7 protein-coding genes are annotated in these 15,576 nt (G+C 54.9%); 6 read left to right on the top strand and 1 reads right to left on the bottom strand.

The window, feature by feature from the left end; genetic code table 11:
• Positions 1–46 precede the first annotated feature (46 nt).
• The 5 genes from ABD971_RS13360 to ABD971_RS13340 all read left to right on the top strand — a co-directional run bounded on the left by ABD971_RS13360 (position 47) and on the right by ABD971_RS13340 (position 9,944).
• Positions 47–3,451, top strand: a complete 3,405-nt coding sequence (locus ABD971_RS13360; protein WP_345322790.1) for a protein kinase domain-containing protein — start codon at positions 47–49, stop codon at positions 3,449–3,451.
• Between the two features lie 148 nt (positions 3,452–3,599).
• Positions 3,600–4,442: a transglutaminase-like domain-containing protein gene (locus ABD971_RS13355; protein ID WP_345322788.1), complete on the top strand. Its 843-nt coding sequence runs from the start codon at positions 3,600–3,602 to the stop codon at positions 4,440–4,442.
• A gap of 632 nt (positions 4,443–5,074) precedes the next feature.
• The gene (locus ABD971_RS13350; protein WP_345322786.1) at positions 5,075–6,151 is read left to right on the top strand and encodes a glycoside hydrolase family 130 protein; all 1,077 of its coding nucleotides are present in this window, start codon (positions 5,075–5,077) and stop codon (positions 6,149–6,151) included.
• Positions 6,148–8,415: a glycosyltransferase family 4 protein gene (locus ABD971_RS13345; RefSeq protein WP_345322784.1), complete on the top strand. Its 2,268-nt coding sequence runs from the start codon at positions 6,148–6,150 to the stop codon at positions 8,413–8,415. The genes ABD971_RS13350 and ABD971_RS13345 overlap by 4 nt, the downstream gene beginning before the upstream one ends.
• Before the next feature lie 68 nt (positions 8,416–8,483).
• The gene (locus ABD971_RS13340) at positions 8,484–9,944 is read left to right on the top strand and encodes a glycoside hydrolase family 130 protein (protein WP_345322782.1); all 1,461 of its coding nucleotides are present in this window, start codon (positions 8,484–8,486) and stop codon (positions 9,942–9,944) included.
• 32 nt (positions 9,945–9,976) lie between these two features.
• Here the strand turns inward: ABD971_RS13340 and ABD971_RS13335 are convergent, their stop codons facing one another.
• Positions 9,977–11,404, bottom strand: coding sequence for a D-arabinono-1,4-lactone oxidase (locus ABD971_RS13335; protein ID WP_345322780.1), 1,428 nt, complete (start codon positions 11,402–11,404; stop codon positions 9,977–9,979).
• A 588-nt stretch (positions 11,405–11,992) separates the two neighbouring features.
• On the opposite strand from ABD971_RS13335, the gene ABD971_RS13330 reads away from it, so the two are divergent.
• Positions 11,993–15,490, top strand: coding sequence for a PDZ domain-containing protein (locus tag ABD971_RS13330; protein ID WP_345322778.1), 3,498 nt, complete (start codon positions 11,993–11,995; stop codon positions 15,488–15,490).
• Positions 15,491–15,576 lie beyond the last annotated feature (86 nt).

Genomic DNA, 15,576 nt, shown 5'->3' with positions numbered 1-15,576 from the left:
AACCAAACGAGTCAACGCAGCAAAAGAATTTGCCGGGGCTAAGTGGATGAAGAAGTTCGACAACATGGTACTCGACAACCTGATCGCAGCCTACTTGGACGAAATGGAACAAGGCCGCAAGGTTGCTCCAGAGCGGTTCATTGCACGTTATCCTGAGCTGCGCGAGCCGTTTTTGCGATTTGTCGCGCAACACATTCAGGTTAATGGCTCCACGCCGCTGACAGGCAATGCGGATGAAACCTCCTTTTCGGATGATACGCCGCGAAACATCAACGAGCCAACCGATGTTCCCCGTCAGCTGGGCCGCTATCGCCTGATCCGCACGCTGGGCAGCGGTGGTATGTCAGTCGTCTATGAAGCGATCGCTTCCGATAGCTCCGAACCGGTCGCCTTAAAAGTGCTCCATGCCGCGGCCGCGAATGACTCGGGGATGCGGAAGCGTTTTCGGCGCGAGGCCGAGACGATTCGGTCACTGAATCACCCCCACGTCGTTCCACTTCGCGACTTTGGGACGCACGATGGAACCTCGTTCCTTGCCATGCAGATGATCTCGGGGGAAACGGTTGCTCAACAAATCAGCGGCGTTAGAAAAGACGGAAGTCAATTTGGCGAACCCGAAGACGATAACGACGACGACGATAACGACGACGACGCAATGACGGACGATGCGATCACGAATGCCGTCTCTGATGACAATGCAGGCAACCCAGACTGGACCATGACGGACATCGCATCGGCGATCGCGAACATCGCCGATGCGCTGGATCACGCCCATCGTCGAGGAGTCGTCCACCGCGATGTAAAGCCCTCGAACCTGCTGATCGATTCTGATCGCAAGGTATGGCTGACCGATTTCGGCCTAGCCTCGGCCAACGAAGCACAGACCGTGTTGACTCGCACCGGTCAGATCATCGGGACTCCCCACTACATGAGCCCCGAGCAGGCTTCGGGCAGTGCCAATCGGATCGACCATCGCACTGACATCTATTCTTTGGGCGCAACGCTCTACGAATGGGTAACCCTAAAACGACCGCACCAGGGCGACCGGTTTCACGTGTTGCTCGAGATCGTCAGCGGCCGGCTTAAACCGCCCTCGAAAGTGTGCGAGAGCGTGCCGGCGTCGTTGGAAGCGATCATCATGCAAGCGATGTCGCAATCCCCGGCGGACCGTTACACGTCGGCTGCAGAGATGGCCAACGATCTGCGAAGGTTCTCATCGGGCATGCCCATCCACGCGCGTCGCCCTGGGCGTGCAGACCAAGCAGTACGCTGGTTGGTGCGAAATCCAAAGACCTCGATTGCCTCCGCCCTTGGATTCGCGTCGGTCGTCTTGGCGGTGATCTTGACCCAGTCGCTTGCGAGTTGGCGATTGTCAAAGCTGAACACACGGTTGGCCGCCAGCACCGCGACGCTCGAGCACACCAACAACCAGCTTGCCGAAACCAACTCGCACCTGTATCGAAGCCAATCCGAATTACGCCGTCACCTCTATGTTGCTGACATGGCGTCGGCCTACCGAGCTTACGCGCAGCAGGATATTCGGGCGGTCCATCGATTACTCGCTCGCCAAGTTCCAGGGCCAACGTCTCGGGTCTCGGACGAATTTGATCAACGAGGCTTCGAATGGTGGTTACTTAAGAACCTATCACGTCCGCCCGAAGTGTTGACACTGGGCAAACATGACGGCCCCGCCACCGAAGTCGCGTTAAATCCATCCGGAACCGACCTGTTCTCGGTGGGCGAGGACGGTTGGGTTCGCCACTGGGACATCCTTTCAGGTCGCGAGATTCACCAGTGGAGCATCGGGGGAAGCCTCGACGCGATCGCCCTTTCAGCCGACGGATCAAAATTGGTCACCGGCAGCAACGTTCCGACCGGATTGAATCCGGTCACGCTACGCGTTGCCAGCACGGGCGAAGTTGCGGCACAACTGCAAGGCCACGAGTATTCAGTGGAATCCGCCGCATTTTCGCGTGATGGAAAATGGATCGCCACCGCCGGACGTTACCACCAAGTCTTGCTGCACGACGCGCATGGTCAACTGCACGCTCGTTTGACGACCGGATCACGAAATGAATCGCTCTGTTTTTCGCCGGATAGCGAACAACTCGTTGGGATCCTCCGCGACGAAATTGACGGAGACCATTGGCATTCGCTGCGGTCATGGACCGTGCCCGATTTAGAGCCCGCTAGAATCTGGGAGTTCAATTTCAGTCCGTTGACGTTCGCATTGTCCGGCAATGGAAAGCGAATGATCGCTGCCGACTCCGCAAATTGGGCCCTGACGCGATGGCGTGATTCACAGCGAATAGACAGCCGAGGGGAGATCCACGGACGCATTCGCTGCGTCGCGATCAATCATGGTGGCAACCGTGTCGCGGCAGGTTGCGACAATGGAATGATTTATATTTGGAAGATTGAAAGCGGCAAAGCAAACAGCGACCAGCCACCGCCCCGCATCATCAACACCGACGGTCACAAAATCACCAGTCTTGCTTTTTTTGACGACGATCGGATCCTTGCCAGCTGTGAAAATGGAATGTTGCAGGCTTGGTCGCTGCAAGAGTCCAAGTTCCAGCATCCGCCTTTCGGCGCATCCACTCGCGCGATCACACGGCGACCGACCGACTCCGACCACCTGTTTTTACGAGGCGACCATGGAGGCATCGAGCGGTTCGATTTGTCGACCCTGGACCACGAGCAGATCGCCCACGTCGATTCCGACAACCAATACAAACTAGCGGTAACACCGGATGGAATGATGATCGTTGCAGCAGCACCCGATCAGCTGGTCGTTGTATCGGCAGCAGACGGACGTGAATTGCATCAAATTGACACCACAATGAGTGGAAAGGATTGCCGAGGGCTACGTTTCGTCGACCAAGGGCGGCGGTTGCTCGCGCTCTACAACGACCGTTTCCGTCAGTACGAAACTGCGGATTGGAAGATGATCGATGAGATCATGTTGCCCAACTCAAGTGCTCGAGAAATCATTTCCTCGCCAGACGAATCCGTGGTGCTCGTCGTTACGCAGGACGCGTTGCTGTTCTACGACGTAAAAACGCTTCAACCGAAAAACGTTTATCCGAGGCGTTTCGGCCCCTTGACCAGTGCGAGCTACGCGGCGAACGGCCAAACCATCGCCGTCGGTCATCAAGATGGAACGATCGAGCTACTCAATGCCCTCGACTCGGAACCTATCGGCTTGCTCACTGCACATCGGAATACCGTCTACGGATTATGGTTTGTCGACGATGATCGAACGCTGATCAGTTCCAGCCACGCAGGCAATATTCGATTTTGGGACGTCAGCAGCGGTCGCGAGATCGGCGGACTTGATATCGGAAATACGAGTGCCGACCTGATACATTTCAGCGAGCCGTTGCAAAAATTATTCTCCTTTGGTCCGCATCGACCAATCAAAGTTTGGTCAGGCCAGCGTTCGGAGTAGCCCGATCGCCCGGCCTCGGCAACATCCCGACGTGGTCTTCCATTTAGAAACGCTGGGGAACCGGCCGCTAAAACATTTTTCGCATCCTATGCCGCGGCTAGCCTACAATACAAGCGACACAGCATCCACTACCACGCGAAACCTAGTAATGTCCATCATCAACGTTGGCTGCCAGCTAAATTATATGGTCCGATCACCGGCAATCTATCTTCTCAATCTATCGGTTACTCGAAACGCTCACCAGACCGTAACATCCGAGACATTGGAAGTCTTCCCTTTTCAGCCTGCCGAAGAATGTGACGTTGGGCCGCTTGGCAATCGGATCGTTCGAATCAACGCACCGCTAGGCGAATTGACGATCAACTATAGCGCCACCGTCGAGCTTCACGCGGATGTCGTCGATTCTACCAATGTGTGTGAGACGAGCTACGAGCATTTATCGGCCGATGTGCTCTCGTATCTCAACCCCAGCCGCTACTGCGAATCCGACAAGTTGTATCGGTTTGCGTTTGAAGAGTTCGGCCAATTGCTGCCTGGGTATTCTCGCGTCACGGCAATCTGCAACTGGACCTACGAGCAACTGCATTACTCACCCGGCAGCACCGGTCCAACGACAACCGCGTGCGACGTATTAATTCAGCGAACCGGAGTCTGCCGCGACTATGCGCACGTCGCCATCAGCCTTTGCCGGGCCATGGGGATTCCGGCGCGGTACGTGTCGGGTTACGCCGTCAATCTACAACCCCAGGACTTTCACGGCTTTTTCGAAGCGTATTTAGATGGACGCTGGTTCTTATTTGATGCGACGCGACTGGCACCGGTGGGCGGTTTCGTGCGGATTGGAACCGGCCGTGACGCGGCGGATGTCGCTTTCGCTACGATCCGAGGCGAAGCGGAATGCACCGGAATCAACGTCTGGGCGAACAACGCGAATCAAAACGACCAGGAACTGAACTCCAACGACGTGCAAACCGGCGTCAGTTCCGCGTAAATCACGTCCATCGATATCGCCTGTACAAGACTTTACGATTGCGTCGATTCCTAATCGTGGTATGTTGCAGTGTTGGCCTGCGCGAAATAAGCCCCTGGGTGACAAGACAAGTCACCACCGCTACCTGCGGTCACTGGCGTGCGTCTCGCATTTCGCAGTTTGTTCGCGACGAAGATCCCCTTCGGCAGACAAATCGCACTAGGTCTCTTGTTCGCCCAAGGAGGCGATCATGGTGGATGGTTTGACCGGCACACCGCGTTTCCTCTTAAAGCGTCGCCTCTCAACGGACGATGCTCCTCCTGCGATTCCGTTGATATCGGCGGCATCGCTGGACGCTAAAACCACAACCACCCGCGAGCTGGCCGACACGCCACGGGACGGCTCTGTCGTAAGCCTCCGTTGCGTGGCAATGTCGGATCATAGGAAGGGAGCGCCCCGCTACGCCGATGCGGACTCGCGGGCGTCGAACGCTTTCCCAACGATCTTCGCGAGTTGCAGTCGCGGCTCCGTCCCAATAAGTTCGCTGAGGTGTTGAGGGAGCGGGAGGTTCACGAGTGGTTGTCGGGGACCAGCAGGTTCGAGCCAGAAGCTGATCAGGAACAACCTTTGTCACCATCGCTTGGTATGTCCCCATGATCGATAGACTATCTAACTCGTGCCTACTAAGTCCCTGCGATATCCGGCCGTCCCAACGCGATTGGGAAGTCATCGGCGTCTTCAATCCAGCCGTTGCGATTTTCGGCAATGAGATTGTCATGCTAGCGAGGGTCGCCGAACGCCCGAGCGAGCGACGCGAGGGATGGACGCCGCTTCCTCGTTGGTCCCGATCTGGCGAGACGGCCGTCGATTGGGTTCGCGATCAAGACTTGCGTAAAACGGATGCTCGTGTTGTCGCCCTACAAGACAGCGGTGATCTTCGACTGACCTCGGTCTCCCATCTGCAGACTTTTCGTAAACCAATCCATGGCAGCGACGCGTGGAAGTTCGCGGATCGATTGCTGCCTGACGGATCGTTGGAAGCCTACGGGATCGAGGATCCTCGGATCACCAAGATCGACGAAACTTACTGGATCACCTATGTCGCTGTGTCTAGGTCCGGCGCTGCAACCGCACTCGTCTCTACGACCGACCTTGTAAACTTTCAACGTCACGGAGTGATCTTTGCCAGCGAAAACAAAGACGTCGTGCTGTTCCCACAGCGGATCGGCGGCGACTATGTTGCACTGCATCGTCCCAATCCAAATTCGCATTTTAGCCCGCCACAAATCTGGATCGCTCGCTCACCGGACCTTATTCATTGGGGCCGTCACCAATCAATTCTCAGAGGCGTCCGGTCGTGGGAAGGCGACCGTGTGGGCAGCGGAACGCCACCGATCTTGGTCGACGAAGGTTGGCTGACGCTCTACCACGGCAGCGCAACATCGAACATCGCCGGCACTGTGGGGCGTTATGCGGCTGCCGCACTACTTTTGGATCGCGACGATCCGGCATGCGTGATCGCGCGGTCCAACGAGCCGATCATGACGCCAGCAACCGACTACGAAAAATGCGGCTTTGTACCCAACGTCGTTTTTCCAACGGCAATGTTGGATGTTGGCAACGAATTGCAAGTGTTTTACGGAGCTGCCGACACGTCGGTTGCCATGACCCGATTCACAAAGCGATCGGTGCTTGAATCGCTTGTTCCACAGGACGACTCTCAATCATGACCCCACCCAAACTTCAAAAAATCGCTTTCGTCGGTGACTATCTGCCTCGCAAATGTGGCATCGCAACCTTTACTCACGATTTGCGGGCGTCCATCGCGAAAGCGTCATCCGCCGAGTGCGTCGTGGTTCCGATGGACGATATCCCCGGTGGGTACTTGTACGACCAGGAAGTTCGATTCCAAGTCGTCGAACAAGAAATTGAAGACTACCGGGCTGCAGCCGACTTCCTGAACTTCAGCAATGTCGACATCGTCTGTTTGCAACACGAGTTCGGTATCTACGGCGGTCCCTGCGGCAGTCACGTGTTGGCACTCTTGCAAGACCTGCGGATGCCAATCGTCACCACGCTGCACACCGTTTTGTCGGAGCCTAGTCAAACGCAGCGTGCCGTGATGACACAGTTGGTACGGCATTCAACGCGACTCGTCGTCATGACCGAGCGGTCGCGACAAACCCTGATCAACACCTACTCGGTCGATAGCGATCAAGTCGACTTGATCGCGCACGGTATCCCGAATGCACCCGATACCGACCAGCAAGTTTTAAAAGAGCAATTCAATGTCAAAAACAAGGCGGTGGCATTGACGTTCGGATTGCTATCCCCCGGAAAAGGAATTGAGCATGTGCTGGGAGCGATCCCCGAGGTCGTCGCCCGTTTCCCCGACTTCATCTACCTCGTGCTCGGCGCGACTCACCCCAGTTTGATACGCGAGCAAGGCGAACGCTATCGGATCAGTTTGGAACGGATGGCAATCGAACTCGGCATCACAAAGCACGTCAGCTTCTATAACCGATTCGTCGAACTGGACGAGTTGACCGAGTTTATCGGCGCCGCAGATCTGTACATCACTCCCTATTTAAATGTGCAGCAAGCCGTGTCGGGCACGTTGGCTTACGCATTTGGTTGTGGACAAGCCGTGATCTCGACACCCTACTGGCACGCCGAAGAACTACTCGCCGACGGCCGCGGCGTGTTGGTTCCCTTTGCAGACTCTGCCGCGATCGCTCGAGAGATCATCGGACTTTTGGGCGACGACAACCGCAGGATGGCGATGCGAGCCGAGGCCCGCCGGTTGGGACGCAGTATGACGTGGGATCATGTTTCGGAGTCCTACCTTGCCTCGTTCCGTCGAGCTCAACGCGAACTCAGCAGCCATCGAAAACCCTTGGCGGTACGCACTCTCGACGAGCAACCACTGGCACTACCCAAGATGCAACTCGATCACTTGCAACACCTCAGTGATTCTACCGGGATCGTGCAGCACGCGATCTATACGATTCCCGATCATGCTCACGGCTACTGCACCGATGACAACGCCCGGGCCTTGATTCTGACCGTATTGCTCGAAGAACAGGGCAACGATTCGCCGACGGTGCATTCGCTCGCTTCTCGTTACGCCGCGTTCCTTAACGTCGCGTTTGACCGTGATACAGGGCGTTTCCGTAACTTTATGAGCTTCGACCGGCGGTGGTTGGAAGACGATGGATCCGATGATTCGCAAGGCCGCGCGCTTTGGGCACTGGGAACTTGCATCGGACGGTCTCGTCGCCCCGGCTTAGCCGCCTGGGCTCGTGAATTGTTCCATCGAGCGATGCCGGAGTGTGAAAAAACAACATCACCGCGAACCTGGGCCCTTGGTATCTTGGGGATTCAGGAATACCTTCGCCGCTACAGTGGTGACCGAGTGGCTGCGACGATGAACCAGCGACTTGCCGCACGTTTGATTCAGCTTTACGACGCCACGGCGACCGAGGATTGGCCGTGGTTTGAACACACCGCGACTTACAACAACGCCAAGCTTTCACAGTCCCTTATCGTCTACGGTCGCGGGGCCGATGATTCGCGAGCAACGGACATTGGCTTGAAATCGCTGCGATGGCTTTGCGGAAAACAATTGTCGCCGCAAGGACGATTCCGCCCCATTGGATCCAACGGATTCAGTCGCGAAGGCACGGCGACGGCGGTGTTTGACCAGCAGGCGATCGAAGCACATGCGATGGTCTCCGCTTCGATCGAAGCATTCGCTGCAACAAAAGATCCATTTTGGGACGTGCAAGCTCATTTGGCATTCGATTGGTTTCTAGGCCGCAATGATCTCGGCCAACCGATTTACGACGCATCCACCGGCGGATGCTACGACGGGCTTATGGAGAATCAAGTTAACGAGAACCAAGGTGCCGAATCTACACTCGCGTTTTTACTCTCGCTCGTCGAAATGCGGGGCCTCAGCGCAGCCATGCGAGTCAACTCAACATCCGCTTAGCCTCGCATCCAACTTGTCATTGCTTTGTCGAAGCGACCGATGCCTATCCCCTCTTAAACGGCCATTTAATGCACGTCACACGAACTGGAATCGTCCTCTCGCCCAACAAACAACGCGTCGTTTTGCGACCGTTTCAACCACCCGGCGATGACCGTGTGCTGCGGGTCATCGCCCGCGTTTGTACGCTCTCCGAACACGAAGTCGACGACCTGCTCGATCACGTGTTGGACGAATTTCATGGACGACACCAGAAACCAAAGGCATTCTTTGAGCGGCGGTTTCACGAACTTCGCCGTCACCTTCTCACCGATACCCCACTAACCGAAAACCGACGCCTGCTAATTGGCGCGTACTTCACTCAAGAGTACGCATTGGAGTCGGCGGCCTTGTTCAATCCCTCCATCGTATGGCATCCCGACCAGACAAACCTGGCGACCGGAGCTCGGCGGTTTGCCATGAGTCTGCGTGCGGTCGGCGAAGGACACATCTCATCAATCGTGTTTCGCAGTGGAACGATGACCCGCGACCTGCAAATCACGATCGATGAACCGAATCGGTTCGTCACCACACCACGCTTTGTCCCCGATTCGTGCTACGAAAACGATCTCTTCCGCCGTAAACTCATTGAACTGGGGCTGGGGATTCCGTTTACCTATGAAGTGCTGGCAGAGCTACCCGAAGAATTTACACTCGAGCAACTTGAATCGCGACTTCAGACATCGCTTCGCGCGCACCGATCGCGTCATGCCGAACTCGCACCGGTGGTCGAGCAAGTCGTCATGCTGGCCAAATCGAACTATGAAATCCAGTACACTCCCGACCACGAACTGTCCGAACGCTTAATATTCCCCTTCAGCCCCACCGAAACCAACGGTATCGAAGACGCCCGCTTTGTGCACTTTCACGATTCGGATGGCAGTAGCCGCTATTACGCGACCTATAGCGCCTACGACGGACGCATGGTGTTGCCACAGCTATTGGAAACGACCGATTTCCTGCGTTTCAAACTGCACACACTTAACGGTCCGGCGGTTGCAAACAAAGGAATGGCGTTGTTCCCACGAAAGATCAACGGGCACTACGCGATGCTGGGCCGCCAAGACGGTGAGCATCTTTTTTTGATGTATTCAGACATGCTTCACTTTTGGCACACCAGCGAGCTGATCATCAAACCCACCAACCCGTGGGAGTACGTGCAAATGGGCAACTGCGGCTCGCCCATCGAAACCGACGCGGGCTGGCTCGTTCTAACCCATGGCGTCGGCGCGATGCGAAAGTATTGCATCGGCGCGATGCTGTTGGATTTGCAAGACCCTTCGAAAATTGTGGCTCGTTTACACGATCCGCTGATTACACCCAACGAAGTGGAACGCGAGGGCTACGTTCCCAACGTCGTCTACACCTGCGGCGCGATCGTGCACGAAAACCAACTGATCATTCCCTACGCGATGTCCGACTACGCAACCACATTTGCCACAATCGAAGTGGCCGAACTGCTGTCACGGATGGTGTACGAAAAAGTGCAGTAACGATGCGGTCAGCGGACTAAAATGGGAAGTTCTCAGCCCAATGGAGCAGCACGCGGCAATGGTTGCAGGAATTCGAGCAGCCAGTCATTCACGAATGGAAAATCATCGCCGACCGAGCTGACCTCTCGACGAAAATCGTCCCAGTTTGGGTAGAGCTTCGCGACGGTTTTCGCATCAATCGGACAGAACTTTCCCCAGTGAGGTCGCGCGTCAAATCGTGTGGCCATTACCCGGACGATTTCTGTTGCGAAGGCTTCAAATCCCTGGCGTTCGGCCGGCCTTGCGTAGCTGATGAAGCTAAGTGTGTACCACGGCTCTTTTCCACCAGAGCCTGGCGAAACAAGCGTATCATCAGGCAATACGCGACGGATGCAGATCGGATAATGGTGAACGTACCGCTCGCTAGCGGACCGCGAGGCGTAGTTTTTCAACAAATCGATTGCGACGCTGATCGAATCTTTCAAATGCTTTTGCGGAACAAAAATCTCGACTTCAATATGCCGAAACCGCTCGTGTTGCATCGTTAATTGTCGATCCGATCGATCCACCACTTTCCAGTTCTGAGGGATCAGGCGGGGAATGAGATGGCGAAAGGCAATGGTCGTGCACCGATCGGGCAGCCATCGTGCCAGCGAACAAATTGCGACGTGAAGCATCGTGTCCATGCCCAGTGACCAGAACGCGCGATAGAGGCCCGCATGCCAGCTGCGTTTGCGATCGGTTTCGACACGATGCTGTGCAAAGAAATCCCATCGCCAGGGGACGAGATAGAACTGTTGCAATGGATACTTCGCTTCTTGATCAATAACCTCTTCCAGCGTCTCATATCGCCGCAGATGTTCTTCGATTCTGTATTGCTTCCGAACGGGCAATTCGACTTCCGTGACGACACCCAAGCATCCCAGTGAACTTCGAGCAGCGCGTAGCCGCTGGGGTTGGTCCGTCCCAATCCAGTCCAATTCTGCATGCCGTCCATCGTCAAAAAACGATGCAATGCGAACGGCGCTAACAAAGTGAGACAAGCTTTGGCGGCCCGATCCATGGGTGCCGGTCGCGATCGCGCCGGCGACAGATTGCTCATCAATCAACCCCAATGTTGGCAGCGTCAACCCAGATTGCTGTAGTGCGTTCACCACATCTTTGATTTGGCAACCGGCACCGACTCGAACCACCGTCTCCGAACCCGATTGCCGCAATTCAATGGCACGAAAGTGCCGCATATCGACGACGACCTCGTTGGCCTCGATCACTTGGCTCCAGGAATGCAGACGTCCAATTGCACGAATCTTGGAATCTCGATTTGCGTCGAGAAATCCCAATAGCTCCGTTTCGGATTGCGGACAACAAAACTTCGTAGTACGGATTGTCAGGTTGCGACCAAAGTTCTCAATCATCTTTCCGGCTTTCTCGGCCGTTTTGTGGCCTTCGAGTGGTCGACGCTTTCGCCTTTGACGCTGCATCTCGCCTCGCTTTCTCTGTGTCTTCTAATCTTTTGATGATTTCAGGATCGATCCATCCCAGGCTCGTTCAGCACGTGCATGCGATGGCCAAACAAACGAGGCAGATATCAGTAACACGATGGCGAGAATCGAAATTGCGTTTTTGACAATTCTTAGAAGTAACGGTTTGAGCTAGCACTCGTCAAGTTAGCGGATATGCCAGCAATTGCACCATGTAGACCGTGGGGAAACACAATGATTTGGCAGGTCCCTGTCACAAACCTTCGACCGATCTGCAATTTGCGTTGAAAAAATAGCGTTATGCATCACGTTGTTCATACGCCTATGATTAATAGCGGGTGATGTTCGCTTCTCACCTCGCGAAATCCGAGACTGCTTTCCTTACTGGCTTGCAGCATCATTCAGCGAGAACGTTTCATTTACTTCGACTGTCCCATTTTGTGAGTCGAATGCGCTAGGGTCGGGCCGCCGCTCGGCAAAATGAAGCCTGCGGCCAGGCCGTCGGATCACAGATACGTGGTGACGAAAACAGGGAACAGTTGAATTGAGGCTTCGATACAACTCTTGGGACTCAATTGGACACCAATCATGAACGTTTACCGATCGAAGAGAATCTTTCACCGAGTGCTGGCCACGATGATCCTCCTCTCGCTTCCGATGACCTTCAGCCTCCGACTTGACGGTGACGAGCCAAAGACGGGCGACGCCGAAAACCAAGCATCGGATGTCACTGAATCGGCAGATCTCGATCCGGGCGAATTGCCAATAGTCGATCAAACTCAGCAGGAGTCGAAAGATTTAACGTCGCTGTTGCGTACGCTGACCGATCGGCAATTGCTTGCGATCGCGAAGGGCGACGAGCCACCACCGAGTAACTTTCCCGTTTCTGGCGTTTCTGCGGATCGGTTGAATGAAGAACTGTTGGCTGAGTTGGCGAGGCGATGGGATCGCCAATTGCAGCCGAAAACAGCTACCGAGACTGCATCCAACCCCCAGGCGGTCGTCGCGAGCAACGTGACAGTCGAGGACAACGTTGCTATCAACGTGCCGGCCAAATCGATCACGGTGAAGTTGGACAGCATCGTGGTCGAGGCGTTTTCCGGTACGCCACTAAATGTCGGAGTGATGGAGTTGACGTTTATCAAGGGGCACGGACCGATCTTGTATCCTGATCAGCCTCTCTACTTAGACGCCACTCCGCTGCCCGCTCACTACGTGACCTTCAACGTCTCGTATCAGAAGCGGCAAGGTGAGTCGCCATGGCAAGTCGATCGGATCCACGTCTCATTCTTACACCAGGGTGATGGTCCAACGGAATTGACGCTTTCAGGCGTCCAAGGACTTCAATTAGCCCCGCAAAACGTTGATGTCATCGAAAACACGAGTCGCCATCGCGAATTGCTTCAGCGATGGTGGCGAGACTTTTCAACCGTCCCTCAGGACCTCGACCCTCGGCACAAAATGCTCAAAGAATCCTTGCTGGATATTCTTGCCCGCCGGCTACAACTGCCGGGTCCGTGGCCGAGAGTGGAGCACAACGCTCCGCAAGAATCGCTCAGCCTGGAAGGCCAGTTTGAGCGGGCGATTGGGATGTTGTTTGGAATCGAATCGGTCAAACTTGCGATGCAAGAGGACGTCACTTTGAACCAGTCGACCCGACACGAGAAAGCAAACCGCCCGATTCCTCCGGCGCCACGGATGCGAAGCATCGCGATCCCTAGCGTCCCCGCATCAACTTGGATCGAACCGATCGCGATGCATGTACCTGCTGAGTGCTTCTATTTACGCACCGGCAGCTTGGCGAACTATCGTTACTTTCGAGAATTTTTGCTTAGCTGGGGCGGCAACCTAGATGATATCGTCGCCACCCCTTCGCTGGATCATCAGACTCGAGAAAAAATCGAAGATCAATTAGGGCTGAATCCCGAAGATGTTTCTGCCAAATCATTCGACAAACTCGTTTCGGACATGGCATTGATTGGTTGTGATCCTCTCTTCTCTGACGGCGCCACAGTCGGCATATTATTACGCGCTCGAGACGCTCGCGGTTTGTATGAACTGATCCAGACACAACGCAACGAAGCGAAGTTGGGCGTACCTGGATCCGAAGAGCGACGCGTCGACATCGGTGATCACGCTGTCTCATTTCTTGCATCGGACGACAACCGCCTTCGATCGTTCTATGCAATTGATGGCGAATACCATCTTGTCACGAACTCTCATTACTTGCTCGAGCGGTTTTACGCCGCAGGCAGTGGCGATCGTTCCTTGGGATCGCTGCCGGAATTTCGCTACGCTCGCAGCCAGACGAGAACACAAAACCAGACGATCGCATTTCTGTACCTTTCAGATCCGTTTTTTCAAAATCTGATCAGCCCCCAATACCGCATCGAAGTGACACGTCGCAAGCAGGCCGTGCAAGAACTGAGGCAATTCCAATTGGCTCGAATGGTTGCAGCGGCCGAGCGTGTGAATGCGGAAACGATGGATGACCTTATTAAGTCACAGTTTTTGCCGACCGATTTTGGGCGTCGACCCGATGATAGCTATCCACGCCTCAACAACGGAAAGATTACTGATTCGCTACGCGGATCGCCCGGTGTTTTTCTGCCTGTGCCAGACGTTCGGGTTCAAAAGGCAACCCTAAGTGAAGTCCACTCCTATGCTGCCTTTATAAGTAAATACAGCACCGAATGGAAACAGGTCGATCCGGTCACGGTCGTGTTCGCCCGCGACGCAGCGGCAGCCAATGATTTACACCGTATCCGCATGGATATCATCATTACGCCCTATGCCGCAAGCAAGTATTCCTTTCTGCAGCGGCATTTAGCAGCGGCGGATAATCGTCGAGTCGGCCACGTCGATGGTGACCTTCTGAGCGTGGATACCGCGATCCGACTGAATCCCGGCCAGAAATCGCATCGGCTGTATTTGGGCCTTCGTGACGACGAGGTCGCCTTTAACTTCAGCGATGGCCGAATTGAAATGCTTGACCGACCAGAAGGCACGAGCTACGCCAAAAGCCGCTCCTACGCGGCGATCTCTCCACCGAGCACGGACGTGCTACGGCTGCTTGCGTCGATCATGGAAAAACCGCAGACCGCCCCGATAGCCCCCGTTGACCCCGCAGCCTTGACGCCGCTTCGCCAACTGCCAGTCATGGGATACATGTTCTATGGATTGGGCTGGGCTATCGGGAACATGCCACCAAAACTTCAGGAGGTCGCAAAATACAGGAGCAATGTCACTAACCGTAATGGTTGGATGGTCGCATCGACCAACAGAAACATACAACACGATACACCTGACCGGCTCGCCCAAGAGTGGATCAACGAGCCTACCCAAGTGCGATTGCGGATGGGATCGCTCAGCGGGTCAAAGGTAGAACCGTACATTCAAGCCTACACCTATCATGCATCACGAAAGGTTTCCGGCGAAAACTCGCGATTCTTAAACGATTTTGCTGGTTGGTTGCAGCTGCCAACCGAGGAATCACGCGACACACTCGAAGGTTTGTTAGGTGCCCGCATTCACTGTCCGCTTGGCGGTGAGTACACGCTGGAAACGTTTGGCGAGCACCCGCATTGGATAAGCACCTCGTGGTCGGAAGCGAGTCTTTATTCGCTTTCGAAAGCACCCGAGTCATGGAAGTTTCCATTTCTTGACTGGATTCGCCGTCTCGATCTGCGGTTTGATCTCGACCGGACCACGCTGCGAGCGCAAGTCGATTTGTTGGTTCATCAGCCCAATGATCCCGTCAAAGACGTATTGATCGGTCTGCAGATGGATCCCCCCGGTTCCAATGCTGCGGATGGAATGGCAACGCAACACGATTGGATCCTTGGCGTTCGAGTCTCCGCGACCGATCAATCGATGCGGATTACCCATGTTCACGCCAACAGCCCCGCATCTCGAGTTGGAATACAAGTGGGTGACGTGATTCAGATGGTTGATCGTCAATCACCACGATCCAGTGCACATCTAATGAGTATGATTGACTCTGCACGTGATCGAGGAGTTGCAGAAATAAAGGTCGACCGTCGGGGATTCAGCGTTACCTTCGATGTTCCGCTTTCGACACATTAAAAAACTTTCGTCATCCATACGACGTTTGACATGACTACAGGAGGCAATTACCAAAAATCTGAAAATCTTCCGAAATCATTCCTGAG

The organism is Novipirellula rosea, assembly GCF_039541335.1.
Lineage (GTDB): Bacteria > Planctomycetota > Planctomycetia > Pirellulales > Pirellulaceae > Novipirellula > Novipirellula rosea.
Note: the sequence above shows the minus strand (reverse complement) of the source record. Positions and strands in the feature narration are given on the sequence as shown.